This is a genomic window from Syntrophotalea carbinolica DSM 2380 (genome assembly GCF_000012885.1).
Lineage (GTDB): Bacteria > Desulfobacterota > Desulfuromonadia > Desulfuromonadales > Syntrophotaleaceae > Syntrophotalea > Syntrophotalea carbinolica.
The window spans coordinates 1,096,828-1,122,752 of record NC_007498.2 but is presented as its reverse complement, the minus strand read 5'-3'; the positions used below and the strand labels follow the sequence as shown (position 1 = coordinate 1,122,752).

The window sequence follows — 25,925 nt, the reverse complement described above, 5'->3', positions numbered from 1 at the left end:
TCCAGAACAGGGCAGTCAGCGCGCATAGGCGTAAATTATGGCAGAGACAACTTCTCTTGAAATCATTATCGGCACAACCGACCCGTGGCCCCATTCCTACTATCTGGCGCATCTGGCAGAGGTCTGGAGACAACAGGGGATCACCGTCAACATAACCGGCACGCCTTCGGAACAAGGCGCCGACCTGGGATTCATGCACGTCGATCTGTCCCGCCTGCCGGCAAGCTGTCGCAAAATGGCCGCAGCTTACGAATACTGCGTCAACGGTGGCATCTCCGACATCAGCAAAACGGCCTACAGCCAGGGGATAATCGCCCGAACCGACGACTGGGACGGAGCGGTTATCGTAAAAACGGATCTCAACTACGGCGGATTACCGGAGTTGCAGCGCCGCTATCAGCAATTCGGCGGGAAGCTGATAAAAAAGCTGATCAAGCACAACCCCTGGCATTTCACCAAAAGGTTCAAACCACCCAACTACCCGATTTTCCAACATATGGATGAGGTCCCGGAATGGGCCTGGCGCAATCGCAATCTAATCGTGGAACGCTTTGTTCCCGAGAGAGTGGATGACCTCTACGCCATCCGTTATTGGATCTTTTTCGGCAATCGTGAATATGCCGTCCGTTTTTGTTCTGCAACCCCTATCGTCAAGGCCCACAACGCCGTCCGGAGGGAAGCGCTTCCAGAAATACCGGAAGCATTGCGCAAAATCAGAGCCGCTATGGGAATGGACTTCGGTAAATTCGACTATGTGATGCACCGGGGAGAACCGATCCTGCTGGATATCAACAAAACGCCCAGCTATCACCCCCTTCTACCGGCAACGGTGCCGAGCGAAGAAGTCCTACTGCTTGCCGACGGGTTAAAGGATTTCGCTCGGAGATAGTCGGGATAGGGGTTTTCCGGGCAAACATCACCTTTCAACAATAATATTGCAGGATAAAACAAAACGCCGGCATCTCACAGGGAGACAGCCGGCGTTTCAACTTCGTACATACCAATCAGAACACGCCGCACACCCGGAACGGCAGGGGGTATCGGAGGCGCCGTTACCTTCCCTCCTTTTCCGTCCCGGGCGGCAGGATGATAAATTCGGGTGCGTTACTTGGCGAGCAGTTCGAGAACCACATCCTGAAAGGGGTTGGCGAACAGGATGATCATGGCTACGACAAAAACGTAGATGGCCAGGGATTCGATCATGGCCAGACCGATCATCATGGTGGTCAGAATCTTGCCGCTGGCACCGGGGTTGCGCGCCACGCCTTCCAGTGCGCTCTTAACGGCCAGTCCCTGACCGATGCCCGTGCCAAGAGAACCTATGGCCATACCGAACCCGGCGGTAATCATTACCCAGGAAAAAAAATCCATTGTACTTCTCCTTGTCTTTGCTTGATGGAACGGCCCGACGACCGTCTTGAAATAATTATGAACCCATGGCCGGAAGCCCGCGAACCGCTCCCGACCAGGGCCGGCATTGCCTAATGCGCCTCTTCTAATGCACCGGCGATGTAAATCATGGACAGCAACATAAAAACGAAGGTCTGGATGAAAGCCACCAGAATCCCCATAAGCATCATGGGGATGGGCAACAACAACGGCACCAGGCTGAAAAAGATCATCAGCACGATCTCGTGACCGTACATGTTGCCGAACAGACGCAGGGACAAGGACAACGGCCGCGCCAGATGGCCGATAAGTTCAATCGGCAGGATAAGGGGCGTTAACCACCAGACCGGTCCCATAAAATGTTTGAAGTACCTGATGCCGTGTTCCCGTACCCCAACGATGTGGGTGACGAGGAAAACCCCCACGGCCAGGGCGGCGTTGGTATTGAGACTGGCGGTGGGCGGTGCGAATCCCGGAATCAGTCCGATAAGGTTGGACACCAGCAGGAACAGGGCAAGCGTGGCGATCAGCGGGAAATAGACCATACCTTTGGGCCCCATGGTGTCACGCACCATGCCGCGGATCTCCACCAGTACAAGCTCCATAAAATTCTGCATGCCGCCCGGCACCAGCCCGGCCCTGTGCGTGGCCAGCAGGCCGACCCCTATCAGGATGGCCATAACCAGCCAGGTATGGGTGACATGCTGAAAAAAGCCATGTTGCTCCAGCATTTCGGCCGAAAAGCCGAAGTGCAGTTTTGCGATCAGCCATTTTAGAAGTACAAAGGGATGCGTCATCTCTTCCGTCCCCATCGATGCGATGTGTTTAGACAAACAATTTCGGAAAAAAGCATCTATGCGGCCTCATCTTCATGGGCCGCCTGCCGCGGATTCGGTCAGCCGCGCCCACCACGCCCGGCCACCTGGATCCGCACCATGGCGCGCTGCAGAGCCGCCTGCATGTTGTGGTATTCCTTGTCCGCCGGGGTCAGCTCCCGCAACCGCGCCTCGGCCCGTCCCAGGGCCGCTTTGGCCCGTGCCAGGTCGATATGGTCCTGGGTTTCGGCGGTTTCCACCAGCACCAGCACCCGGTCCTCGGCCACTTCCACATACCCCCAGTTCACCGCCAGGTAATAGACATCGCTGCCCTTGCGGTAGCTGAATTCCCCCACCTGCAGGGTAGTCAGCAAAGGCGTATGTCCCGGCAGCACGCCGAACTGCCCCAGGCTGCCCGGGGCGGCGATTTCGTCGACCTCCTCGATGAGCACCTGGGCGGCGGGCGTCACCATCTCCAGTTTCAGTTTCTGCGCCATGGATGGTTATCCTTTTTTTCTGAAATTCTGTTTACCGCAGAGAACGCGGAGCACGCTGAGAGAGGCAAAAAGCCAGGGCAAAAATCTTAAAGAAGAACTCTATGCTCTCTGCGGGCCCTACTTTTATTCTTTTTTAGACAAAAAAAGTCTTTATAGAATTTCTCTGCGATCTCTGCGATCTCCGCGGTTAAACCCAGCCCTGTTACGACGCCATCTTGGCGGCGTTCTCCAGTACTTCGTCGATGCCGCCGGCCATGTAGAAAGCCTGCTCGGGCACGCTGTCGTGCTTGCCTTCGACGATCTCCTTGAAACCGCGGATGGTCTCGCTCAGTTCCACGTATTTGCCCGGCGTGCCGGTAAAGATCTCCGCCACGTGGAACGGTTGGGACAAGAAGCGCTGGATCTTGCGCGCCCTGGAGACGGTCTGCTTATCCTCTTCGGACAGTTCGTCCATCCCCAGAATGGCGATGATGTCCTGCAAATCCTTATAGCGCTGCAGCACGTACTGCACGTCACGCGCAACCTGGTAGTGCTCTTCGCCGAGCACCTGCGGATCGAGGATGCGGCTGCTGGAGTCGAGGGGATCGACGGCCGGGTAGATGCCGAGCTCGGCGATCTGCCGGGACAAAACGGTGGTGGCGTCGAGATGCGCAAAGGTGGTGGCCGGCGCCGGGTCGGTAAGGTCGTCGGCGGGCACGTAGATGGCCTGTACCGAGGTGATGGAACCGTTCTTAGTGGTGGTGATACGCTCCTGCAGCTCGCCCATTTCGGTGGACAGGGTCGGCTGATAACCGACAGCCGAGGGGATGCGGCCGAGCAGCGCCGAAACCTCGGAACCGGCCTGGGTAAAGCGGAAGATGTTGTCGACGAACAGCAGCACGTCCTGGTTTTCCTGATCGCGGAAGTACTCGGCCACGGTCAACGCCGACAGCGCCACGCGGGCACGGGCTCCGGGCGGTTCGTTCATCTGCCCGTAGACCAGAGCGGTCTTGTCCAAGACGTTGGATTCTTTCATTTCGTTCCACAAGTCGTTGCCTTCGCGGGTACGCTCGCCGACCCCGGCGAAAACCGAAAAGCCGCCGTGTTTCTTGGCGATGTTGTGGATCAGTTCCATGATCAGCACGGTCTTGCCGACCCCGGCGCCGCCGAACAGGCCGATCTTGCCGCCGCGCGCGTAGGGCGCGAGCAGATCGACGACCTTGATACCGGTTTCAAACGCTTCGACCTTGGTCGACTGGTCGACGAATTCGGGGGTGGGACGGTGGATCTCCCAGGTGGTGTCGGTCTCCACCGGCCCCTGTTCGTCCACCGGTTCGCCGATAACGTTGAGGATGCGCCCCAGGGTGCCGCGCCCGACCGGCACGCTGATCTGGCGGCCGGTGTTGAGCACTTCCTGGCCGCGCACCAGACCGTCGGTGGAATCCATGGCGATGGCGCGCACGGTGTTTTCCCCCAAATGCTGGGCGACCTCGGCCACCAGGTTCCAGGGCTCGTCGCCGAGGCTGGGATTGCTGACCTTGAGGGCGTAATAGATCTCGGGAAGCTCCCCGGCTTCGAATTCGACATCGATGACCGGGCCGATAACCTGGGTGATTTTGCCGTTGCTCATAATATGCCTTCCTCTTCTTTTCACCGCCCGTTCGCTGCGCTCTCTCGAGCACGCAAAGGACGCTGAGAAAATCTTTTCTTTATGCTGAAATTCGCCGTAAATCGTAGTTAAACTGTCCTATTTGACGTTCTCCGCGTTCTCTGCGAACTCTGCGGTAAAATACTGTGGTTCTAAGTTCTTTTCACCGCCCGTTCGCTGCGCTCTCTCGAGCACGCAAAGAACGCTGAGGGAGAAATCTTTTGTTTATGCATGTCTCTGCGCACTCCGCGAACTCTGCAGTAAAAAAGGAGACTCACCGGTTTATTGGACCGACGCTGCCCCCGAGATAATCTCCACCAGCTCGGTCGTAATGACCGCCTGCCGCACGCGGTTGTACTGCAGGGTCAGGTTGTCGATCATCTCGCCGGCGTTTTTGCTGGAGCTGTCCATGGCGCTCATGCGCGCGCCGTGCTCGGAGGCGGCCGATTCCAGCAGCGCCCGATAGATCTGCACCTCGACATGCTTGGGCAGGATCGACGCCAGCACTTCGCCGCGCGCCGGCTCGTACAGCGGCTGCACTGGCGGGGTCTGGTCGTCGGCCTCAGCCGGCGTGATGGGCAGCAGGCGATCGATGCTGACCTCCTGGCGGATGGCGCTGTAAAAGGCGTTGTAGACCAGATACACGGCGTCGAAGCGGCCCTGTTCGTAGCCTTCCACCACTTCCTGACCGATCAGGGCGGCGGTGGCGTAGGTGGCATCGGCGGTGATATCTTCATAAACCTTGTCGGCGATCAGTCCCCGCATTTTGAGTTGCTCGCGGCCTTTGCGGCCGATCACCAGCAGCTCGTAGCTGTCAAAGCCGTCGCGGTTGTCCGTCACCAGCTGGGCGGTGCTTTTGGCGACGTTAAGGTTGAAGCCGCCGCACAGCCCGCGGTCGGAGCTGACCACCAGCACCAGCGCCCGGCCGCGCCGCTCGTGCTTTTGCAACAGCGGATGGACCGCCGGGTCTTCGCGCAGCGCCAGGGAGGCCAGCACCTGCTGCATCTTGGCGGCATAAGGCCGCGCCGCCATGATGGCGGCCTGCGCTTTGCGAAAACGCGCCGCGGCGACCATCTTCATGGCTTTGGTGATCTGCTGGGTGCTTTTTACCGAGCTGATGCGCTTTTTGATGTCCTTCAGGTTTGCCATGGTTTTCTTTCTGCGAAAGCAAAGCTGTTAAGTTCCCTGATGAGCCCTATGGAACCCATGGTGTTACCAATCACGAATCACCAGTCACTGCTTTTCAGGGTGTAAACTGCTCGCCGAAGGCCGCCAGCACCGCCTTGATGCGTGCTTCGAGATCGGTGTCGATGGCTTTTTTCTCCGCCAAATCCTTGAGCAAGTCGCCGTGGCGATGCTCCAGGAAGCTGTACAGTTCCTCTTCGTAGCGCCGCAGTACGGTCAGCGGATAGTCGTCGACGTAGCCGTTGTTGGCGGCGTAGATGACCAGGATCTGTTTTTCCACCGGCAGCGGCTGGTACTGGGGCTGCTTGAGGATTTCCACCAGCCGCGCACCGCGCGCCAGCTGTTTCTGGGTGGCGGCGTCCAGATCCGAGCCGAACTGGGCAAAGGCGGCCATCTCGCGGTACTGGGCCAACGACAGGCGCAGGGTGCCGGCCACCTGCTTCATGGCCTTGACCTGGGCGCTGCCGCCGACGCGGGACACCGACAGGCCGACGTTGATGGCGGGCCGTACCCCGGAGTAGAACAGGTCGGCCTCGAGGAAAATCTGGCCGTCGGTGATGGAGATGACGTTGGTCGGGATATAGGAGGACAGGTCGCCGGCCTGGGTCTCGATGATGGGCAGCGCGGTGAGGCTGCCGCCGCCCAGCTCGTCGTTGAGTTTGGCGGCCCGCTCCAGCAGGCGGCTGTGCAGGTAAAAGACGTCGCCGGGAAAGGCTTCGCGGCCGGGCGGACGCCGCAGCAACAGGGACAGCTGCCGGTAGGCGACGGCGTGTTTGGACAGATCGTCGTACACGATCAGGGCGTGGCGGCCGTTGTCGCGGAAGTATTCGCCCATGGTGACCCCGGCATAAGGGGCGATGAACTGCAGCGGCGCCGGTTCGCTGGCGCCGGCGCTGACCACAATGGTGTAGTCCATGGCGCCGTGCTGTTTGAGTTTGTCCACCACCTGCGCCACCGTCGACTGTTTCTGGCCGATGGCGACGTAGATGCAGACCATGTCCTGGCCCTTCTGGTTGATGATGGCGTCGATGGCCAGGGCGGTCTTGCCGGTCTGGCGGTCGCCGATGATCAGTTCGCGCTGGCCGCGGCCGATGGGCACCAGGGCGTCGATGGCTTTGAGGCCGGTCTGTACCGGCTGGTGCACCGATTTGCGGGTGACGATGCCGGGGGCCTTGATCTCCACCTGCCGCGCTTCGGCGCCTTCCAGCGCGCCGCCGCCGTCGATGGGCTGGCCGATGCCGTTAACCACCCGTCCGATCAGCGCTTCGCCGACGGGCACTTCGACGATGCGGCCGGTACGCCTTACGCTGTCGCCTTCTTTGATGTGGTGGGTATCGCCGAGGATGGCGGCCCCGACGTTGTCTTCTTCGAGGTTGAGCACCATGCCGATGACGTCGCCGGGAAACTCCAGCAGCTCGCCGGCCATGGCCCGGTTCAAACCGTGGATGCGGGCAATGCCGTCGCCGACGGAGATGATGGTGCCCATTTCGCTGATTTCGATCTCACGGTCGAAGTTTTCGATCTGCTGCTCGATGATGGCGCAGATTTCTTCTGCTTTGATGTCCATAACGTCTTTTCACCCTATGTCTTTTTGCGAAAACATCTTTATTGAATGGCAATCCGTAATCTGTCACCGACTGGTCGTGTTCAGCTGTTGAGATATCCCGCCATCCGCCGCAGACCGGAGCGGATGGTGCCGTCCAGCACCTGCCCGGCGACTTCGATGCGCACGCCGCCCAACAGTTCCGGCTCGACGGCCAGTTCCAGCACCGCCTGTTTGCCATAGCGTTTTTGCAGCTGGGCACTGATGGCCTGCTGCACCGCGGCATCCAGCGGCGCGGCGCTGCACACCCGGGCCCGCACCAGCCCCAGTTGCACATCGGCCAGTTCGCGGTAGTCGGCCACCAGGGCGTCGAAATATTCCAGGCGCTGGCGCTGTTGCAGCAGGCCCAGCAGGTTGCGCAGGGTGGTGCTAAGCTGCAGGTAGTTGCTGATGCCTTCCAGCAGGCCGGCGATTTTGTCGGCGGCCAGGGTCGGACTGGCCAGCAGTTTGTACAGCCGCGGCTCGCAGGCGAACGCCTGCTGGAGCTGCTCCAGCTGCGCATAGGTGCTCTCCAGCTGCCCGTCGGGGGCCGCCAGATTGACCAGAGCTTTGGCGTATCTTCTTGATATCGCTGTACTTTTCACATTCACTCCCCTGTCTTGCGGAGATATTCGTCGACCAGCCGCGCCTGGTCCTGCGGCGCGATCTGCTGTTTAAGGCGTTGTTCGGCCAACTCCATGGCCAGCCGTACGGCTTCCTGATGCAGTTGCTTGCGGGCCGCTTCGATTTCCCGCGCGGCGCTGCGCGTCGCTTCGCTGCGGATGTCGTCGGCCATCTTGCGCGCCTGTTCTTCGATGCGCTGGCATTGCAGAGCACTTTCGGCTTTCAGATCGGCCGTCAACTGGGCGATCTGGGCGTCGGCGTCGGCCAGCTGCTGCCGGCAGGCTGCAAAACGCCGCTCGGCGCTGGCCTGCATCTGGCGGGCCTGTTCGAGGGCCTCGGCGACCCGCTGCCGACGGGCGGAAAGAGCCCGTTTCAAGGGACCGCGCAGCAAAAAGTACAGGGCCCCGAAGGTGATGCCGAAATCGAGCAGCCGGTAAAGAAAATCCTTGAGCTGGCCGTCGGCGTGCCCGCCGGCCTCGCTGGCCAGGGCGCTGCCCGCCATCAGCAGGGTGGTGGCGCACAGGCACAGGATCCGCATACGGCGTGAATGTCGGCTCATAACGGCCTCCCCAACAGACGCGCGGCCACTTCGTCGCCGAGCTGCACGGCCAGGGTCTGCAACCGGCCGGCCTCGGCCTCGACCTGGGCGGCGACATCGCGCCGCACCTGGGCCAGCGTCTGCGCGGCCTGATCATGGGCCTGCCCGAGCAGTTGCGCCTCTTGCTTCTGGGCCTGCTCCAGCGCGGCGCTGCGGGCCTGCTGGGCCTGCTGCCGCGCCTGCGAAAGCTGCTCATCAAAGGCTTGTTGCTGCTGCGCGATCTGCGCCTCCAACTCTTGGCTGCGCTGCTCTGCGTTGTCCTGGCGGGTTTGGCGTTGATCCAGAATGGCCTGCAGCGGCCGATACAGCAACTTCTGCAGGATGACGATCAGCAGCACAAAATTGCCCGCCTGTACCAGGAGCGTCCAATCGATCTTGTCCAACGTACTACCTCATACAAATGATCGAACGAGTTCGAAACCGGAACATTCCGCATCCCGAAACGCATCGAAATAACGAATAAAACCTTTACATACCTGCAACTCCCAAAAACAAATTAAGATGCAGGCATCTTACAGATTTAGATGTCTTCGAATAGTAAAGAAAAAATCAAAAAAACGTCAAAATCATAAAGCACCTTATTCTACATAGCGTCAGCTAAAATCAAAGGGGTGGTTTAACAGCAATCTGCCCGGGCAGTTTTATTTCGGCAGACCATAAAATTCGCAAAAATGCCCAAAAAAAAGGCAACCGTGCTGAAAAAAGACACAAACATTCCAGCGACGATCCACCCCGTTTGTTACTTCCGATTTTATGCACAACACCTCCCCGATCGAACGCCGTAAGATACAGGTATCCCGGGAAGAAGTCGGCACACATCTACAGACAAGGGCTTCAAACGGCATATTCACAAACCGTTGGCCCTCTCTGAACTTATTGAATTTTCAAGGTTCCTGAATTTTGTCGAGCAGGTCTGAGATTCAACGGCAAAGGAGCAGCGGTGAACCAGAGAACAACGTGGAAAGGTGCGATCAGCGACACACGAGCCGCGAGGGACATCCTTTTCTAAGACAAACGTGCCCTGAGAAAGAGCAAGAGACATGCCAGTCAGGCATGTTTGACGATACGCGCGGGCAAATCAAATCCGGACAGCAAGTCTTGGATCTGCGCCAGTTGCGCATCCGTATGGCTCGCCATGTCCGTCAAGGGATAATCCATGTCGAGCTGGCGATACTTGCTGGCACCCAGGCGATGGTAGGGCAACACTTCGACCCCTTTGAGATTGGCCGCATTTTTCGCGGTCGACTTCAGCCAGGTCATGGCGGCTGACAGGGTTTCGGGGGCGTCGTTCACCCCGCAGATCAAGGGGATACGCACCAGAACGCTGGCCCCAAGCTCGATTAACCCTTTCAGATTTTGGAGTATACGCTCATTGCCGACACCTGTAAACTTTTTATGCAGATCGGAATCAGCATGCTTCAGATCGAAGAGAAACAAATCGACATGCTCCGCAAGAAGCTCATAAGTCTCCCATGAAGCCTGACCGCAGGTTTCCATGGCCGTATGCACCCCGTTGAGCCGGCATTGCTTCAATATGGCGGCAGCGAAGTCGTGCTGAAATGTCGGCTCTCCGCCACCGATAGTGACACCGCCGCCGGAAGTCATATAAAAGAACTGATCCTCCATGACCACCTTGACCACGTCGTCCACCGTCATCTCTTTACCGGCAATTCGCAAGGCCTTAGCCGGACAGACCTTGGCACAGGCGCCGCAACCGATGCAGGTGACACTCCGCTCGACCCGGTGTTGCGACGAACCGTTGGCCACGGACTCCATGGCATGGACCCCGTTCGGACAGACGGCAAGGCACTTGCCGCAGGAAACACACTGATCTGCCAGACACATAACCTGAAACTCAGGAGATATGCTCTCGGGATTGGAACACCACTGGCAGCGCAACGGACAGCCTTTGAGAAACACCAGAGTGCGAACACCGGGACCATCGTGCATGGAGTATTTTTGAATATCGAAAACGACACCCTTGGCTTGTACTTGCTCACTCATGGCGGTTCCTCTTGGTGGGTAAAGTTTAGTGATTGGTGATTGGTGATTGGTGATTGGTGATTTGTCACTTGTCACTTGTCACTTGTCACTTGTCACTTGTCACTTGTCACTTGTCACTTGTCACTTGTCACTTGTCACTTGTCACTTGTCACTTGTCACTTGTCACTTGTCACTTGTCACTTGTCACTTGTCACTTGTCACTTGTCACTTGTCACTTGTCACTTGTCACTTGTCACTTGTCACTTGAATCGTTGTCGCCCCGGATTGCGGGGCGACAACGATTCGGCATTTCATGCTTTCCAGGATTCGGGAAGATACTTGAGACGGCCCTGCCCGAACTCGGTTATGGAATAATTCACCACCAGATTACCGGCGGCATCCAGTTCAATATCGTTGGTTTCAATCAGCCCTCCGGCCCGCATGGACATAAGATGCTCATTGATGACACTTTCGTTGAACTGCCCTTCGGTTCCGTACTCGGAACGCAGTCCATCCATCAATTGCCTGGTCGAGGCTTCTTTTACCGTTGAGAAATAATGAAGAAGCCGAAAACGCATAGGAAGTACAGTTGCCATGTTAAGCCTCCGCCCGCAGGTTGATCATTTCTTTAGGATTGCCAACAACCATGATGGCGCCAATGGTGATGACAACAGCACCAATCACCAGGTTGGTGGTAATCGCGACATCCGTCAGGAAGTAAGAGAACACCAGACCCCAGATGGCATAGGTAATATTCAGAGCCATGCAGCGGCTGCATCCGCACATGCTGAAAGCCTTGTACCAGAGCAGGTAGGAGAAACCACCAGCCAACCCTGCGAGGGCGATAATCCACACAACATTAGGCGTAATCAGCGCCTGACCGAAAACAGCAACTCCAGCGACAAACGGAAGAACTGCCAGCAAGGAAACAAGACAGGAAGTAGCCTCGCGGATATTAATGGCGACAGCCGGATCGACCATGTCCATCCCGAAGGTAGCCAAAACACCTTCAGTACCCCAACCAAACGCTGCCAGTAAAGAGCAACCGATACCAAGATAGAAGTGCGGCATGGTGCCGCCCTCGGGCGGAACGTAGCCGAGAATAACCGCGCCGGTTACACAGGTAATAATCCCGAACCAGACACGCGGACTGATCTTTTCCTTGAGAATCAGGCGGGCCATGATAGCGCCCACCACCGGATACCCGGCCGAGATGCCCATAGCGTAGGCCGCACCGGCAAAGTTAATACCGAGCAGATAGGCTCCCATACCGATAGGGCCGCCAAGTAGAGCGCCTACACAGACGATAAAACCGGGAAAGGTTTTCAGAGATCGGCCGATATCTTTCCAGCGACCGGTGAAAAGGTTGTAAAGGGCCAGCCATAGACCGGCGAAACCGTCGTGCAGGGCCGAACCGGCCAGCGGTGCCGCATACATCGTCGCACCAGCGGTAAAGGGAGCCATCGCCAGAGCGATGCCCAGAATGACACCGTCGAGCCCCCACAACATGCCGGAGCCGAGCGCCGTCGCCAGTCCGCGCTTGACAAACCCCAGCTCCTTTTGTTCGAAAACCTGCCGTGCCGAAACACGTGTTCCGGCCATACTTGCTGTTTGCACCCCGTTAGCCATAATGCCGTCTCCAATAAAATGGTTGTTTTGTCCTACCCTTTGCGTGAAAACTGCCACCGGAAAAGGGCAATTCAATCATTTGTACGAACTTGCGGATTTCAAAATACCGCCCAGCCATCGGTCGGCACCATCCGCTCTGGAGGCCTGTCTCCTCCCGAAGCCCTCAACGATAGCCGACGTCAAACAACAAGCCATCGCATGCAGGCCCCATGGCATTCATTAATCCAAAATCCATGACGCGCCCACCCGCAAGTCTTCACACACTCCCATTGCCTTCGGATGAGAACCATTTCAAACCGGTCCAGCGATGGGCGTTCGGACCACGTGGGTATCAAATGGAGCACCGAACACTTCACACCGCTAACCAAAGAGCCGTCGCCCTCAAGTTACTCGAATGTTCATATGAACAATCAAACTGTAGGTTATGTTCGATTATGTTGTCAAGTGTTATTTTGGGACTCACATCAAGCATCATGCAACACCACTCCCCAATGCCTGACGTTACCCCGGGCACCACCGCGAAACGTCCTTCCAAATCGCGGATGCACGCTATTTAAAACCTTTTTCTAAATGTTTTCGAGACATCCGGGATAGGCTGGAACACCCCACAGGGGGACAGGAGCGGCTTACCATCAAAGCACCAACATCATCACACTCAAACACACAACCTCACACGGCATATCTTTTCCTTCATCATCCCGCAATCCGCCCCTCCTGCGCAAACCGCACCACCCACAGCCTTCCCTCAATGACCGAGGATCAAACACTTTCCACAAACGCCCCCCATCAATATTGTTGAATTCTGTTTCATACGGAAAACTTCCATTGCCTGAACCTGCCAGCGGTGTTATAAAAGAACAAAAACAGAAAGGATCGAACATACCAACGATGGTTGAGGACAACGGAAAGACAGCCAAATCCAACGGACAGCACAACAATAGCGACCAGTTACTGCCCGCAGAACGGCACATGCGTATCCGTGACCTGCTTCAGGAACGGTTAACTATCCGGGTAGCCGAACTGAGCGAAATGATGGGCGTGTCGGAGATGACCATTCGGCGCGACCTGGAAACTCTCGAACGGCAGGGCCTGCTTGAGCGCACATACGGCGGTGCAGTCTATCGTCAGGAACGCATGACCCACGAAGAGCCCTACGAAACCCGCCTCAAAGAGCTGCCCGACATCAAGGACCAGATCGGCCGCAAGGCCGCGTCGCTGATCGAACCTCACGACACCCTGTTCCTCCATTCCGGCACCACCGCCCTGTATGTGCTGCGGCACCTCGATCCCGATATGCCGGTGCGCGTCTACACCAACAACGTCGGAGCCATTCAGGAAATCAAGGGCAAACGGGCGGAGTTGATTCTTCTGGGAGGCGAATACCGGCCGGAGACCCACTCCATGGAAGGGTCTCTGACCATGGAAACCCTGCAGGAAATTCATCCCAAAAAAGCTTTCCTGATCCCCGACGGCATCAGTTTTCGTGACGGCATCACCACGCCCTCATTCACCGAAGCCGCTCTTGAACGCGCCATGATCCAGCAAACCAGGGGACAGGTCATCGTGTTGGCCACCCACAGTTCCTTCGGCCGGGTTGCGGATCTCGTGGTGGCCCCCATAGAAAAGGTCGATCTGTTGATCGTCGACCACAAACTGCCCGAGGAATACCTGCACGACCTTAAAGCTCTCGGCATCCGGGTCCTGGTGGCTGATTAATGCCGGGCGGGGGACCTTTGATACAAAGGAAAAAGAGCGATGCTCCGGCATCGTCTCCGAGTACCTTCCCGAGTCAGTTATTCTGCAGGCTCATGATCAAACAGGCGGTCAGAGTCATCGAGGACTGCTACGACATCGGCAAGTTCAAAGAAATTGCGCAACTGTATGGCGGCTACACCAACTTCAGCTTCAAACTCACGACCCAGACCGGCAACCGTTTCCATAAATACCTATTGCGTATTTATCGTCAGGGAACCCCCGTCGAACATATCTGCTTCGAGCACTCGCTGATCGAACATATCGTTGCAAACGGAGGGCACATGGTCGCCGCCCTCGTACGTACGCGAGAAGGCGCCAATTTTGCTCGCCGGCCTGTCCCGAACGCCGGCACCTCGGAAGATCTCCTTTACTCGGTATTCGAATTCATCGGCGGCGAAGACAAATACTCCTGGACATCCAATCGTCTCAGCGACGAGGAATACACCTACTCCGGCCGAATGCTGGCCGATCTGCACAACTGCGCCGCCGATTTCGATCCGGGTCCGCTGGAATCGCTCCACCAGCCTATCCTCAAACGCCTGTCCGCCCTGCCGGCCAACCTCGATCGATGCGCCGAACGGGCCCAAAAAAGCTGCTTCGACCAATACTTCCTCAAAAACCTTCCGGACATCCTGGCCATCAGCCAGAGAACCCATGACCAACTGACACAAGCCACAGATCTGCCGATCATCGGAATTCACGGCGACTTCCACCCCGGCAACCAGAAATACAATCTCAACCGGGTTATCGGCGTGTTCGATTTCGACCGAGCCTGCCTCGACCTGCGATTGTTCGATGTAGCCCTGGCCGTCATTTACTTCTGCAGCTGCTGGGAAGCCAATACGGATGGCAGCCTGTGGCTGCGTAAAACCCCTCTGTTTCTCCGGGCATATCAAAAAGGCGCCTGCCGCTCGGATAATCCCGGCCCCTTGACCACCGAAGAGTGCGATTTTTTCTTCCCCATGGTGACCGCCGCCAACCTCAGCCTCATCAAATGGGCGACCGACGAAACGTACTACCTGGAAAGGGAAAATTGCCCCGACAAGGAATACCTCTACTACCTCAAACACCACGTGCGCCTGATGCGCTGGCTCGAAAAAAATCGCAGCAAAGTCGAACGCGTACTGCAAAAAGCCCTTTTCCCCTGCTGACAGCCCAACAAGGCCACCCGCTCCACCCCCTGGTCTACGCCCTCCTCCCCCGCCGACAGTCCCGGCATCGCGCTTTGCACCGAACACCATCTCTATCACCGTAAAAAAAAAGCCCCCGGCAAACCTTGCGGTCTGACCGGGAGCCTTGGGAGGAAGTTTGCGGCTGCCCCGCAGGGCAGCTCGTCAACTGTGTTTAGAAGTAAAAGGACACGTAGGCTTCCACAATCATCATGGCCTGATCATCGCCCCAGTACTGCTCGGCGGCTTCGCCGGGGAAAGCGCAACCGAACACGCCGCTGATCCACACATTGTCATTGAGAGCATAGTCGGCGTAAAGGTTGATTTCATCGGCATACTCATCGCTGGTGACAGGCGTGCCGAAGATGTTGTTCTGGTCGAGCTTGAAGTTGTAGTAGATCGCACCGACGGACAGCTTGTCGGTCGGGACCAGGTTCAGGTGCACCATCTGGATCTGCTGGTTGCTGTTGAACAGGTGGTATTCGCCAACCACCTCACCCATGAAATGGGTGCCCCAGCCGCGCAGGAAACCGTAGAACATGGGATCGAAGGCTTCGTAATCGTCGGTATCGGTTTCGTCGCCGGAAAAGAAGGCGTAACGATAGCTCAGAGTCGGTGTCCAGGGCAGATTGCTGAAGGTCCAGCCGGCTTCCAGATAGTAGCCGTAGGCATCCACATCGGCCCGGTCGCCGCCGGACTCATCGGCGTATTCACCGGCCAGGAAGAGTTCTTCCAGACCCCACGCCGTCAACGGATTGCCCTGGAAACGCACGCTCCAGATATCCATGCCGTCGCGGTTGGCGTAGAAGTTTTCGGTCACGCCATCCTCATAGAATTCGTTGGCGTCGGTCACGGTCATCCAGGAAGCACCGAGAGTACCGAAGCCTTCCTTGATATATTCCACATTCACGCCGTACATTTCGGTATCGGCGTAATCCTTGTCGGCCTTGAGGTAAAAGAAGTCGGCCCGTACGGGTTCAGTATTGACTTTGAGGATAGCGGTTTCACGGAACGATTTGTGGGGAGCGATCCAGTAACACCCCTTGGCTCCGTCGAACTCCGCATCGGCAACCAGAAACCCGTCGCCAATAGAGAAGGTCTGTTCGCCAAAGGAGATGTCGATGACATTTTCAGGCAGCCCCGGAATCAGGGATCCGGATTTCCAGCCGACATAAAACAGTTCGGATTCCCAATCACCGGGATTTTCGCTACCGCCGAACGTCTGGGAAAAGCCGATGGGATCGATACCGCCAAAGGTCTGACTGCCGACGTAGGCGAACTCTCCGTACAGAGTACCGAACTTGCCGGAATCGTAAGACAGGTTCAAACTCGGCATAATATACGCTTCGAACCAACTGTTGTCCTTGTCGCCGTTCACCACGCCGCCGGCGCCGAAATTGGAGTTACTGGTATGGAAAGTACCCATGGCGGCGGTCAAACCGACACCGGCATGCAACCCCTTATAATCGATACCGTAAATTTCCGCCTGAACCGGCGCCGCACCTAAAGCCAGGCAGGCTGCCAGCAAACCAAGCAACAACTTTTTCCCCAATCTAACCTTCTTCATTGCCTTGCTCCTCCATCGAGTAATGTCCTGCGTTCATTGTCGGCGAGCACACAGAACCGACAACTCCTAGGCTGTTTTCATCATAAATCCGACACTCCTTACGGCATCGGATGACAAGCCTGTTCACATTTCGGATACTGAATTACCAACCAGGCGCATTTCATAAAATATGCAAATTTTCAAAGGTCGAAACCCTACCGTCCGACACAACCCTGCAAACACAAACTGCATGACTGTCAGGGCGGACCGGTTTACCAATCCGCCCTGACAGTTTTTTAGAAACCGGACAGCGTGGTACGGCTGATGATTTCATCCTGCACTTCTTTGCACAACTCGACAAAGAAGGCGCTGTAACCGGCCACACGAATCATGAGGTCGCGGTATTCTTCGGGGCTCTGCTGAGCCTGCTTGAGCACCTCGTTATCGACGTAGCTGAACTGCATCTGACCGTTGCCGAGAATCGAAGCGGTACGCAGCAGGGTAATCAGACCGGCTTCGCCTTCAGGCGTCTCCAGAATACCTTCCATCAACTTGAAGTTGTGCACCATGCCGATGTTCATCGACTCTGAGTTCATCTTGCTGACCGACTTGATGATCGCCGTCGGCCCCATTTTGTCGGCGCCCTGTACCGGGCTGATACCGTCGGACAGCGGCGTAAAAGCCAGGCGGCCATCCGCGGTTGCGCCAGTGATCTCACCGATGGGGGTGTTGTTGGAGATCGACAGGGTGCCGTGGCTCATGGTGGAGTAGAGCATCTTGAACTGCCGGCAGGCCTTTTCGGTAAACTCGACCAGATCGGCGGCAATCTTATCCGCGTAGTCGTCGTCGTTGCCGTACTTGGGTGCGTCCAGGCAATCCTGGCGCATCTGCTCGTAACCTTCCCAGTTGGCGTCAAGCGCTTTCTGGAAATCGGCCAAAGTGTATTTCTTGTCGTCGTAGACGAGCTTCTTGATAGAAGCCATGGAATCGGCATAGGTGGCCAGACCGGAGAAGATCAGCCCCGGACCGTGGTTGAGCACAGCACCGCCGGCGGAAACGTCTTTGCCTGTCTCCATACAGCCTTCGACAAACAGGGACATCATCGGCTTGGGCGCCACATCGCGATGCACGCGCTGACTGATAACGGTGCCGACTGCGGACAGCTTGCAGATGTATTCGATCTGCTCTTTGACCGCGGCATCGAACTGCTCATAGGTCGCAAACTGATCAAGATCGCCGGTGTCGATACCCTGCTTGGTTCCGTGCCACTTCATTACGCCGCGGTTGAGCACGAACTCGATGGCGACCGGCCACTGGGTGTAACCGGTGGAGGTCCACTGATAAATGCGGCCCGACTTTTGAGGTTCGACGCAGCCCATAAGGCAGTAATCGCGGGCATCTTCGAAATCGTAGCCCTTACGAAGCATCATCTTGATATGGGCATCGTCGAAGTGACATGCGGGAAAGCCGAGACCGGCTTTAACGACTTCGACGATTTTCTGCAGATACTTCTGCGGCGACTGGTTGTGAATGCGGCAGGCCAGTGAAGGCTGATAGACGCCGAGTTTGCGAACAACATCCATGACCAGGTAGGTCAGGTCGTTGGTGGCATCGCCACCTTCGCGTTTCTGCCCGCCGACACACAGATTGATGAAAGGCTGGTAACCGGCAAAGTATTTGGCGGCCAACTCGCTGGTGAGCCACATCATTTCGGCGCATTTGATGATGAAACAGCTCATCAGCTCAAAGGCCTGATCTTCGTCGATAACGCCGGCTTTGATGTCGGCTTCGTAGCAGGGATAAACATACTGGTCGAGACGCCCCAGGGACAGACCGGTCTGGTTTTCCTCGATCACGAACAGCGACTCGATGGTCCAGATCGACTGCAAGGCTTCCTGAAAGGAGCTGGGCGGGTTGGCCGGTACGCGGGCATTGACTTCCGCGATTTTTTCCAGCTCGGCCTTGCGCTTGGGATCCTGCTCTTTTTCGGCCAGTTCCTTCGCATAGGCGGATACGCGATTTGCGTAGGTCACAATGCCTTCACAGGTCTGGATAGCCGCTTTATAGAAGTAAATCCGGTCGATATCGTCGGGCACGTCCATGGACAGCTTGGCCAGATGGGCTTCAGCCTCGGCCTTGATGCCGCTGACACCTTTGGTAAACAGGATCACGTCGAAACCGGGGCAGGTATCGCCGCCGCCGTTGACCTGATGGTAGGAAAGATCGCTGACAAACGCTTCGGCGGCAAACTCCCAAAGGCCCGCTTCGCGGTACTGGGTCTCACAGATCTCATCCAGAGACCGCCCTTCCCAGAAAGGGAAGATCTCTTCGCGCATGATTTTTTTGTCTTCCTCGCTAAACACGAAGGGATCCTGGGAACGCGTACCGATGGTATCCAGTTCGTCGCGCACCCATTTCCAGGCGATATCCGGGGAAAAAGCCCCGGCGCGCGGCTTACCGCAAGGATGTCCGACGATCAACTCGTCGGTCTGGATCAGCAAGGGCGCATCTTCACACGCTTTTTTAAAAGCCAGGGCCCGGCGCAGAATTTCCGGCATACCGGGATTCTGGCGGGTCACTTCAGTAAAAGCCAGAGCACGACCGATAGCAATGCTCGGCTTGACTTGCAGATAGGCATCCTTGAGGCGTTGAATACGCTCGGGAAGCTCAAACTTCTTACGGGTGGCACCTTCAGCTATTCCACCACAACAAGATCCTGCCATGATCAACCTCCGTTATCTTGGGTGTAAAAGGTTAACAAGCGTGGCTTAAAACTTTCGATCATCAGGGTCGACAGGGCCAAACGACGGCGACTGTTCAGTTTTGCAGCAACCGGTGTCCGACCATGAGCTCTGTCACGCTCCCGATGAACCATTCTGTTCGACATCAATGTAGTTTATGTTCGTTTTTGTTGTCAAGAGTAAAATTTCTTACACAACAAAACACACCACGGCATCAACCCTTCACCCCCAAGAATCCCTGAAACAAACTCCAACACATTGTTTACAAAGGTATTTACCCAAAATCCGATACACCAGAAGGTTTATAAAAGAGCAACGAATCAGCACACCATTGCTTCTTGTTCGTTCGCGTTTTCCTTACAAAACCTCACAAATCTCCCTGAAAACCATTTTTTTACTACATTCACATCTCAGGGAACGCGACCTGGCCAGGAGCTTTTCTCCACGACAAAACACCACCAGTACGGAGACATACGGAGTCGGGCGAGATAAAAGAGAAGGAAGGGGCTTGTTTTTTGCCCTCAGACAGGGAAAACAAACATGGCTAAGATCAACCGCACGGAACTTGAAAGGACGAAAGGAATAAACAACGGGGGGAAGATAAAAACAAAATCAAACAAACATCGGAAAAAATGAACACAAACCGTTTTTATGCAGCGACCGCCCTGCCCTTACCGGACGGGAGATCAAAACAGCGGCTGCGTTACGGACCGGGACGCGTCAAACATCGGCGCTGACACAATTACGGCCTTTATGCTTACTTTCGAACATCAGATGATCGGCGCGTCGCACGAGACCGGCTGCGGATTCCCCCTCTCGTACCAACGCCGCTCCCACGGAAAGGGTAACATTGAGAGGGCGTCCATCGACCATGATGAAGGACTGCTCCACCAGCATTCTGCTGCGCTCTGCCACCTGCAACAGGGATGCCGTAGTGGCATTACGGACCAGACCGACAAACTCCTCGCCGCCCCAGCGCCCGACAATATCGGAGGCCCGGCAATTGTGGGCCAGAGTCGTAGCCACCAGGCGCAGGATATCATCGCCGCGCTCATGCCCATAGGTGTCGTTAACCGCCTTGAAATGATCGATGTCCATGAAAAACAGGCCGACCGGCCAGCCGTATCGTTTGTATTCGTCGAGGCTTCGCTGCAGTTCTCCCTCGAGGCAGGCTCGATTCGGCAACCCCGTCAACCTATCCGTCAGGGTCTGCCGCTTCAGGTCTTCCACCTGTTGCATAATCCCGGACATCTCACTCATGTCCACAAACAGCTCTGTGGCCCCCACCACCTCGCCGCACCGGTCGCGCAGCGGATTGATACGCACTCTGACGGGCATACGGTGGCCATCTTTATGATGAAGAAACACCTCATTTTCAAGCGCCTGTCCCTCATTCATCGCCTCGACCAGGGGACAGTTCGATATGCACAATTGCCGCCCATGACCGTCGACATGATTCAGCAGATTATCCTCACACCGCCTGCCGATCATCTCCTCGGCGGTAAACCCCGTCAACTGTTCAGCGGCGCGATTCCAGCGCCTGATCACACGATTCCTATCGACGACATAGAGCCCCTCAAAAAGATTTTCGAAAATCTCTGCATAGTCCGACAAAAACAGATCCATAGATTATCCCCGCATAGTTGATGGCGAATTCGACGCATTCGAAACAGGCAAGCCTACGGAATTGCCCACGGCAACAAGGCAGCCCGTCGGTTTCAAGTCTCAATTTATTATAGAAGACTTGCGCAAGGCAACCCATTCCAGCCCATGCCGATATCTGAAGCCCCAGTCCCCGACCCTACCGTTAAGACGCCATTTTCCCAAGTTGTGATAAATCATGTTCGACTTATTCCCTGCGATGTTCGTTTTATATTGAGCTCGCATGGTGTTTACGGCATGATAGGGAAAGATCCTCGATCCCTTGCCATCACACCGCCCGAACCATCTCGGGCGTCCCCTATTCGACACACCGTCCGACAGGAGAGTCCATGACCAGCGATACGACAGCAGACAAGGCAAAGTCTTTGGCCCAAAACGGACTGGAGCACCTGAAAACCGGTTCTTACGCTGCCGCCCTGGAGGCTTTTGCCGAAGCGGCCGGTCTATACGGCGAAAAGGGGGATACCGCCGCCGAAGCCGGTATGCGCATGAACATAGCGGATATTTTCCGTGCCACCGGACAGCAGGACCAGGCGCTGGCCGCGTACCGACAGGTCGAAACCCTGCGTTGTGCCATGGGCGACAATACGGGACTGGCATCCACCAAGAACAATATCGGCTTGCTCCTGACCCGCATGAAACGCCACGACGAAGCCATGACGGTGTTCAGGGAGGCCATGCGGCTGTTCGAAGCCTGTGCATTGCCGGACCGGGCGGCCGAACAGTTGGGCAACATGGGATCGGTCTGCAGGGACAGAGGCGAATCAACGCCAGCGCTGGACTTTTACCACCAGGCATTGCAGCGATTCGAACAGTCCGGCAATCGTGAAAGGGTGGCCGACCAGCATGCCAATATCGCTTATATCCAGGCCATGGACGGAGAAACAACCTCGGCGCTGAGCAACTTCGACAAAGCCAGAACAATTTACGAGCACATCGGGCATACGGAAAAAACCCGCCAGACCGCCAAAAACATCGAACTTCTGCAAAGCAGATAAAGGATTCGGGGATGCAGGGATTGCCACTGGCCAAAGAGTATTTTTTCACCCACGGTTTGCCGATGATCCGGGATTCCTTCAAGAACATCGCGAACCGCGTGGCAGCGGGCCTGGTGGGACCGGGGTCGGAATGTTACGGTTTTGACGACAGTCTGTCCCGCGACCATGACTGGGGACCGGGCTTTTGCCTGTGGCTGCCCCGGGAAGACCTGGAAAAATACGGAGCCGAACTGCACGCTGCCTACCGGAAGCTGCCGGAAAGTTTCGCAGGATATGGACCACGCCGGGTCAGCCCCGGCGAGGAAGGTCGCATGGGCCCCATGAGCATCGCCGGTTTCTACGTACGTTATACGGGGCTCAAGCATACGCCGAGGACAGTGCAAGAATGGCTGCGGGTGCCCGAACAGAATCTCAGCGTCTGCACCAACGGCAGCGTATTTCATGATCCGGCCGGAGATTTCACCGCATGGCGCCAGCATCTGCTCGACTATTATCCGGAAGATATACGCCGTAAAAAAATCGCCTCACGCTGCATGACCATGGCCCAGACCGGTCAGTACAACCTGGGGCGCAGCCTGAAACGCGATGAACCTTTCGCCAGCCGCTACGCGGAGATGCAGTTCTGCCAGGATCTGATGATGATGATTTTCCACATTAACCGCCGCTATGCGCCTTTTTACAAATGGTTGCACCGCGCCACCAGGGCGTTGCCGGTTCTTGGGCAGGTCGTCCACGAACAGATCATCCGTCTTCTGGATACTCCGGACAGGGACGCAAAGGTCGCCATCATCGAAGCGCTGTGCGGGATGGTCATCGAAGAATTGCAGCGCCAGGGGCTAAGCGACTCGGGCAGCGATTTTCTGCTCGATCACGGACCCATAGTCCAGGCCGGAATCCGCGACTCCGAGCTTAGAAACCACTTCTCGGTATTCAACTGAGATAGAAGGAAAGGGATGCCATGGAAACCCGAAACATCATCATCGAGCAGATCCTTGAGCTGGAACTGGCCATGTTCCTCTCCGTTCCGACCGCGCATCGTTACCGCTGCCAGGAAGATCCCGAGAGCTTCAGGCTGCACCGGCAGGCCCAGTTCGCCGCATGGTCGGCACCGACACTCGAAAGCTACCTCATCGACCTGCAACGTGCCAAAGCCGCGGATCGCAACCTGCTGGCCATCAAGTATGCCCGCATGGACAACCTGTTGCCCCGTGAAAACTTCAGTCCCGCTATCGACGCTATCGTGCCCCTGGCGCTGGAGGGACAAAAGGCCTTCATTACCCGACATCCCTACCTGATGCAGGGCGGGCGACCACCTGCCAAAGAACAGGATGCCCCGGGCCAGACCTCTTTTGAAACCTACCTGCGCAGCGAACTCGAAACCTATTCGGATAAAACCCTGGATCTGCTGCATGGCGACATGTTGGCCCTGCAGGAATCCGGCTCCAGTCTGTCGGAGGCAACCTATCGTCACCTCGCCAAGCAATGGGGATTCGACTCCCTGGAAACACTGGAACAAACCCTGCGGGACAAAATAGCCTCGCAAAAAGATTGACCCACTCCCGCAGGAGAAAATCTCGCATAGTCGGAGGCACCCGCAAACGGATGTCTCCTTTTTTTGTGCACGGTAGCGCCCTGCCCTGCATCTGATAAGCTGAAAAGAGCGAAGTTTGAAAAACAGCACTCTGACGAATCGGGAGGCCGACTATGGGAGACCGTCACGAACTGGAAAACAAACTCAAGGGCGAATCCCTGGTACGCAAGGGACTGATGAGATCCCATGCGCACATCAAACCGATGCGCCTGATTCCCGACCTGCATGTGATCAAGATCGGGGGCCACGGCACCATGGATTACGGGCGCGAGGTGGTCATCCCCCTGGTGAAGGAAATCGGCGAAGCGTCCAAAGATCACAAGCTGCTGATCGTCACCGGCGGCGGGGTGCGGGTACGGCACATCCTCGACATCGGTATCGACCTGGGCATGCCCACCGGGGTACTGGCCGAACTGGCCGGCAAAATCAGCGAACAGAACGCGGAGATGATGGCCCTGCTCCTTTCCCCCTGGGGCGGCACCCGTATCAAAGGTGAAGACCTGCTCGATCTGCCCATGATGCTCAAACTCGGGTTTTTACCCGTCACCCACGGTACGCCCCCCTACGGGCTGTTTGAACACCCGCCAGGCACCGGCCTGATCCCTCCTCACCGTACAGATACAGGCGCCTTTTTGATGGCGGAAGTACTGGGGGCCGCCAGCTGCATTCTGGTCAAGAACGTCGATGGCATGTTTACGGAAAACCCTTTCGTCAATCCCGACGCCACACTGATCCCCGAGACCACGGTAGACGAGCTGCTGGCCATGGATATGGAAGACATGGTGCTGGAACGCAAGCTGCTGTATCTGCTTAAAGACGCCTCCAGCCTCAAACAGGTTCGCATCATCAACGGCCATAAGCGCGGCAATATCGCCAAAGCGTTGCGCGGCGAAGCGGTCGGGACCCTGATTCGCGCCTGAGAGTTGCATCACTGCCTGCGCATGGTGATATAATATAAGTGTGAATGTATCTACCGCTATCCAAGAGCGGTACACCGAAAGGAGGACACCATGGGAGGTAAAATTTTTTACCGCGAACGTAAAAAAATGGTAGACGGCTCCAAAACTCCGCGTTACATCGTCGGTGCCGTGTCGGATGTCAACCTTAAGGTCTACAGCAAGCACATGCGCATGAGCGAACTGAAGCAGCTGGCCGAAGAGCTTGGCGCAGAGTTGGTCGCCCTGAAACGTGGACCGAAACATTAACACTACCGCATTCAATGCTTTCAATATGAGGTCGCCACAGCCGTGGCGACCTTTTTTAAGTCGAGCTTGCGTTATTTCCGACAGGATGTATCGTTCTTATATACCCATTTTTCAAGGGCGGATTCGCCGCCCGGAAAGGAGGATACACCATGGCAGGCAAAATTTTTTACAGAGAAAGAGAAAAGTATGTAGACGGCTCCAAAACGCCGCGTTACCAACTCATCGGTCTGCTGGGCGTGGACATGAAAATCCAGGGACACCACCTGCGCATGAGCGAACTGAAATTTATCGCCGAAGCCGCCGGTGCCGAACTGGTGATGCTGCCACGCGGCCCGAAGCATGAAGAAGAAGTCGAAGTCTGACGAAGGACATACCTAAAAGCAAACCCGCTTTTTTTTAGCGGCTTTGTGACTTGAGCGTCCGAAGGGCGCGGTCGCGAGAATGGTTTTATTTATAATTTCCCGGGCAACCGCTACGGGTAATGGTCTTGTGACTAAGAACATGTGTGACTGCGCCCGACAACCTCGAGAAAGCGCCGCGTCACCCCTGCCAGTTTTTCATCAAGACGCTTGAACACCTCCCGGGCGATCTCATCCGGCACCTCCCCATAGAAGGCTTCGGCCACAGCCCCGGCCATGCAGGCGATGGTATCGCTATCGCCACCGATGGACACGGCATTGCGGACGGCATCTTCGAAACCATCGGATTCAAAAAAAGCCTGAAGAGCCTGGGGCACCGAACCCTGGCAGGTTACATCGAAACGATACCAGGGCCGGATATCGTCAAGACTCCAGGAAAAATCGTACCCAAAACGGGTAGCGACAAACTCCCGGATAGCGGCCTTATTCTCCCCGCTGCGGGCCAAAAAGATGGCGGATGCCACCGCCTGGGCCCCCTTGATGCCTTCGGGGTGGTTGTGCGTCACGGCGGCGCTGCGATGCGCCTCGCTGAGAACCGTGGACAGATCGTTGAAATACCAGCCGACCGGGCTGACACGCATGCCGGAACCGTTCCCGAAGGAATAGTACGGTTCTTGACAATCACTGCCGGCCCACTGATGGAAACGCCCGCCGTAACCGGCATGGGGGTAGAGTCGGTAGTATTCTTTGAGTTTCGTACGAAAAGATTCACCCGTCAGCAAAGCATCGGCCTGCGCCACCGTCAGCACCGTATCGTCGGTAAACCGCGCCCCGTTGGTAAACAGCTCAAACGCCTTGGTCTTGATATTGTGCCACTCAAACCGCGAGCCGATCATGTCGCCTGCCAGAGCTCCCAACATGCCTGCACCTCCGATGAAGATATCCCTTTGTCAAACATTATCACCATTGT

24 protein-coding genes and 1 pseudogene are annotated in these 25,925 nt (G+C 56.5%); 9 read left to right on the top strand and 16 right to left on the bottom strand.

Annotated elements, in window-relative coordinates; translation table 11 throughout:
• The first annotated feature begins 37 nt into the window (after positions 1 to 37).
• The gene (locus tag PCAR_RS05585) at positions 38 to 889 is read left to right on the top strand and encodes a hypothetical protein (RefSeq protein ID WP_011340677.1); all 852 of its coding nucleotides are present in this window, start codon (positions 38 to 40) and stop codon (positions 887 to 889) included.
• 215 nt (positions 890 to 1,104) lie between these two features.
• Here PCAR_RS05585 and atpE read toward each other — a convergent pair whose 3' ends face one another.
• The 12 genes from atpE to PCAR_RS05525 form a co-directional block, all read right to left on the bottom strand.
• Entirely contained in the window at positions 1,105 to 1,371 is a 267-nt protein-coding gene (atpE, locus tag PCAR_RS05580; RefSeq protein WP_011340676.1) for an ATP synthase F0 subunit C, read from the bottom strand.
• Positions 1,372 to 1,481: 110 nt separating this feature from the next.
• Complete coding sequence (atpB, locus tag PCAR_RS05575; protein WP_011340675.1) at positions 1,482 to 2,186, bottom strand: F0F1 ATP synthase subunit A; 705 nt, start codon at positions 2,184 to 2,186, stop codon at positions 1,482 to 1,484.
• A gap of 98 nt (positions 2,187 to 2,284) precedes the next feature.
• A complete protein-coding gene (locus PCAR_RS05570; protein ID WP_011340674.1) occupies positions 2,285 to 2,701 on the bottom strand; it encodes a F0F1 ATP synthase subunit epsilon in 417 nt (138 codons plus the stop codon).
• 202 nt (positions 2,702 to 2,903) lie between these two features.
• Positions 2,904 to 4,310: a F0F1 ATP synthase subunit beta gene (gene atpD / locus PCAR_RS05565; RefSeq protein ID WP_011340673.1), complete on the bottom strand. Its 1,407-nt coding sequence runs from the start codon at positions 4,308 to 4,310 to the stop codon at positions 2,904 to 2,906.
• Positions 4,311 to 4,610: 300 nt separating this feature from the next.
• Complete coding sequence (atpG, locus tag PCAR_RS05560; RefSeq protein WP_011340672.1) at positions 4,611 to 5,477, bottom strand: ATP synthase F1 subunit gamma; 867 nt, start codon at positions 5,475 to 5,477, stop codon at positions 4,611 to 4,613.
• Between the two features lie 94 nt (positions 5,478 to 5,571).
• The gene (gene atpA / locus PCAR_RS05555) at positions 5,572 to 7,080 is read right to left on the bottom strand and encodes a F0F1 ATP synthase subunit alpha (protein ID WP_011340671.1); all 1,509 of its coding nucleotides are present in this window, start codon (positions 7,078 to 7,080) and stop codon (positions 5,572 to 5,574) included.
• Positions 7,081 to 7,160: 80 nt separating this feature from the next.
• Positions 7,161 to 7,700, bottom strand: a complete 540-nt coding sequence (gene atpH, locus PCAR_RS05550; RefSeq protein WP_011340670.1) for an ATP synthase F1 subunit delta — start codon at positions 7,698 to 7,700, stop codon at positions 7,161 to 7,163.
• Positions 7,701 to 7,702: 2 nt separating this feature from the next.
• A complete protein-coding gene (locus PCAR_RS05545) occupies positions 7,703 to 8,278 on the bottom strand; it encodes an ATP synthase F0 subunit B (RefSeq protein WP_011340669.1) in 576 nt (191 codons plus the stop codon).
• Positions 8,275 to 8,700 carry an ATP synthase F0 subunit B' gene (locus tag PCAR_RS05540; RefSeq protein WP_011340668.1) on the bottom strand — a complete coding sequence of 142 codons (426 nt, stop codon included), beginning with the start codon at positions 8,698 to 8,700 and terminating at the stop codon, positions 8,275 to 8,277. The genes PCAR_RS05545 and PCAR_RS05540 overlap by 4 nt, the downstream gene beginning before the upstream one ends.
• 664 nt (positions 8,701 to 9,364) lie before the next feature.
• A complete protein-coding gene (gene cutD / locus PCAR_RS05535; RefSeq protein ID WP_011340666.1) occupies positions 9,365 to 10,321 on the bottom strand; it encodes a choline TMA-lyase-activating enzyme in 957 nt (318 codons plus the stop codon).
• Between the two features lie 290 nt (positions 10,322 to 10,611).
• The gene (locus PCAR_RS05530) at positions 10,612 to 10,896 is read right to left on the bottom strand and encodes a hypothetical protein (RefSeq protein WP_011340665.1); all 285 of its coding nucleotides are present in this window, start codon (positions 10,894 to 10,896) and stop codon (positions 10,612 to 10,614) included.
• Between the two features lies 1 nt (position 10,897).
• Positions 10,898 to 11,929, bottom strand: a complete 1,032-nt coding sequence (locus PCAR_RS05525; RefSeq protein ID WP_011340664.1) for a DMT family transporter — start codon at positions 11,927 to 11,929, stop codon at positions 10,898 to 10,900.
• A gap of 888 nt (positions 11,930 to 12,817) precedes the next feature.
• On the opposite strand from PCAR_RS05525, the gene PCAR_RS05520 reads away from it, so the two are divergent.
• Together PCAR_RS05520 and PCAR_RS05515 are read left to right on the top strand one after the other, a co-directional pair.
• Entirely contained in the window at positions 12,818 to 13,645 is an 828-nt protein-coding gene (locus tag PCAR_RS05520) for a DeoR/GlpR family DNA-binding transcription regulator (RefSeq protein ID WP_011340662.1), read from the top strand.
• A gap of 92 nt (positions 13,646 to 13,737) precedes the next feature.
• Entirely contained in the window at positions 13,738 to 14,835 is a 1,098-nt protein-coding gene (locus tag PCAR_RS05515; RefSeq protein WP_041531268.1) for a phosphotransferase, read from the top strand.
• A gap of 193 nt (positions 14,836 to 15,028) precedes the next feature.
• On the opposite strand, the gene PCAR_RS05510 is transcribed toward PCAR_RS05515, so the two are convergent.
• The 3 genes and pseudogenes from PCAR_RS05510 to PCAR_RS05500 form a co-directional block, all read right to left on the bottom strand.
• The gene (locus PCAR_RS05510; RefSeq protein ID WP_011340660.1) at positions 15,029 to 16,420 is read right to left on the bottom strand and encodes an alginate export family protein; all 1,392 of its coding nucleotides are present in this window, start codon (positions 16,418 to 16,420) and stop codon (positions 15,029 to 15,031) included.
• Positions 16,421 to 16,695: 275 nt separating this feature from the next.
• Positions 16,696 to 19,065, bottom strand: a pseudogene (cutC, locus tag PCAR_RS05505) (choline trimethylamine-lyase); the annotation flags it as partial.
• A 795-nt stretch (positions 19,066 to 19,860) separates the two neighbouring features.
• Positions 19,861 to 20,766: a GGDEF domain-containing protein gene (locus PCAR_RS05500; RefSeq protein ID WP_011340657.1), complete on the bottom strand. Its 906-nt coding sequence runs from the start codon at positions 20,764 to 20,766 to the stop codon at positions 19,861 to 19,863.
• A gap of 365 nt (positions 20,767 to 21,131) precedes the next feature.
• On the opposite strand from PCAR_RS05500, the gene PCAR_RS05495 reads away from it, so the two are divergent.
• The 6 genes from PCAR_RS05495 (at position 21,132) to PCAR_RS05470 (ending at position 24,958) form a co-directional block, all read left to right on the top strand.
• Complete coding sequence (locus PCAR_RS05495) at positions 21,132 to 21,800, top strand: tetratricopeptide repeat protein (RefSeq protein ID WP_011340656.1); 669 nt, start codon at positions 21,132 to 21,134, stop codon at positions 21,798 to 21,800.
• 11 nt (positions 21,801 to 21,811) lie between these two features.
• A complete protein-coding gene (locus PCAR_RS05490) occupies positions 21,812 to 22,738 on the top strand; it encodes a DUF4037 domain-containing protein (protein WP_011340655.1) in 927 nt (308 codons plus the stop codon).
• 20 nt (positions 22,739 to 22,758) lie between these two features.
• Complete coding sequence (locus PCAR_RS05485; protein ID WP_011340654.1) at positions 22,759 to 23,352, top strand: DUF4125 family protein; 594 nt, start codon at positions 22,759 to 22,761, stop codon at positions 23,350 to 23,352.
• A 152-nt stretch (positions 23,353 to 23,504) separates the two neighbouring features.
• Positions 23,505 to 24,311: a uridylate kinase gene (locus PCAR_RS05480; RefSeq protein ID WP_011340653.1), complete on the top strand. Its 807-nt coding sequence runs from the start codon at positions 23,505 to 23,507 to the stop codon at positions 24,309 to 24,311.
• 90 nt (positions 24,312 to 24,401) lie between these two features.
• A complete protein-coding gene (locus PCAR_RS05475; RefSeq protein ID WP_011340652.1) occupies positions 24,402 to 24,596 on the top strand; it encodes a hypothetical protein in 195 nt (64 codons plus the stop codon).
• 149 nt (positions 24,597 to 24,745) lie between these two features.
• The gene (locus tag PCAR_RS05470; protein WP_011340651.1) at positions 24,746 to 24,958 is read left to right on the top strand and encodes a hypothetical protein; all 213 of its coding nucleotides are present in this window, start codon (positions 24,746 to 24,748) and stop codon (positions 24,956 to 24,958) included.
• A 131-nt stretch (positions 24,959 to 25,089) separates the two neighbouring features.
• Here the strand turns inward: PCAR_RS05470 and PCAR_RS05465 are convergent, their stop codons facing one another.
• Positions 25,090 to 25,875 (bottom strand): ADP-ribosylglycohydrolase family protein, encoded by a 786-nt coding sequence (locus PCAR_RS05465; RefSeq protein ID WP_011340650.1) that lies wholly within the window; start codon positions 25,873 to 25,875, stop codon positions 25,090 to 25,092.
• Positions 25,876 to 25,925: the final 50 nt, after the last annotated feature.

Coding starts and splice junctions, on each gene's coding strand:
- PCAR_RS05585 (WP_011340677.1), top strand. CDS start 38: ATGGCAGAGACAACTTCTCTTGAAATCATTATCGGCACAACCGACCCG.
- atpE (WP_011340676.1), bottom strand. CDS start 1,371: ATGGATTTTTTTTCCTGGGTAATGATTACCGCCGGGTTCGGTATGGCC.
- atpB (WP_011340675.1), bottom strand. CDS start 2,186: ATGACGCATCCCTTTGTACTTCTAAAATGGCTGATCGCAAAACTGCAC.
- PCAR_RS05570 (WP_011340674.1), bottom strand. CDS start 2,701: ATGGCGCAGAAACTGAAACTGGAGATGGTGACGCCCGCCGCCCAGGTG.
- atpD (WP_011340673.1), bottom strand. CDS start 4,310: ATGAGCAACGGCAAAATCACCCAGGTTATCGGCCCGGTCATCGATGTC.
- atpG (WP_011340672.1), bottom strand. CDS start 5,477: ATGGCAAACCTGAAGGACATCAAAAAGCGCATCAGCTCGGTAAAAAGC.
- atpA (WP_011340671.1), bottom strand. CDS start 7,080: ATGGACATCAAAGCAGAAGAAATCTGCGCCATCATCGAGCAGCAGATC.
- PCAR_RS05545 (WP_011340669.1), bottom strand. CDS start 8,278: ATGAGCCGACATTCACGCCGTATGCGGATCCTGTGCCTGTGCGCCACC.
- cutD (WP_011340666.1), bottom strand. CDS start 10,321: ATGAGTGAGCAAGTACAAGCCAAGGGTGTCGTTTTCGATATTCAAAAA.
- PCAR_RS05530 (WP_011340665.1), bottom strand. CDS start 10,896: ATGGCAACTGTACTTCCTATGCGTTTTCGGCTTCTTCATTATTTCTCA.
- PCAR_RS05525 (WP_011340664.1), bottom strand. CDS start 11,929: ATGGCTAACGGGGTGCAAACAGCAAGTATGGCCGGAACACGTGTTTCG.
- PCAR_RS05520 (WP_011340662.1), top strand. CDS start 12,818: ATGGTTGAGGACAACGGAAAGACAGCCAAATCCAACGGACAGCACAAC.
- PCAR_RS05515 (WP_041531268.1), top strand. CDS start 13,738: ATGATCAAACAGGCGGTCAGAGTCATCGAGGACTGCTACGACATCGGC.
- PCAR_RS05510 (WP_011340660.1), bottom strand. CDS start 16,420: ATGAAGAAGGTTAGATTGGGGAAAAAGTTGTTGCTTGGTTTGCTGGCA.
- PCAR_RS05500 (WP_011340657.1), bottom strand. CDS start 20,766: ATGGATCTGTTTTTGTCGGACTATGCAGAGATTTTCGAAAATCTTTTT.
- PCAR_RS05495 (WP_011340656.1), top strand. CDS start 21,132: ATGACCAGCGATACGACAGCAGACAAGGCAAAGTCTTTGGCCCAAAAC.
- PCAR_RS05490 (WP_011340655.1), top strand. CDS start 21,812: ATGCAGGGATTGCCACTGGCCAAAGAGTATTTTTTCACCCACGGTTTG.
- PCAR_RS05485 (WP_011340654.1), top strand. CDS start 22,759: ATGGAAACCCGAAACATCATCATCGAGCAGATCCTTGAGCTGGAACTG.
- PCAR_RS05480 (WP_011340653.1), top strand. CDS start 23,505: ATGGGAGACCGTCACGAACTGGAAAACAAACTCAAGGGCGAATCCCTG.
- PCAR_RS05475 (WP_011340652.1), top strand. CDS start 24,402: ATGGGAGGTAAAATTTTTTACCGCGAACGTAAAAAAATGGTAGACGGC.
- PCAR_RS05470 (WP_011340651.1), top strand. CDS start 24,746: ATGGCAGGCAAAATTTTTTACAGAGAAAGAGAAAAGTATGTAGACGGC.
- PCAR_RS05465 (WP_011340650.1), bottom strand. CDS start 25,875: ATGTTGGGAGCTCTGGCAGGCGACATGATCGGCTCGCGGTTTGAGTGG.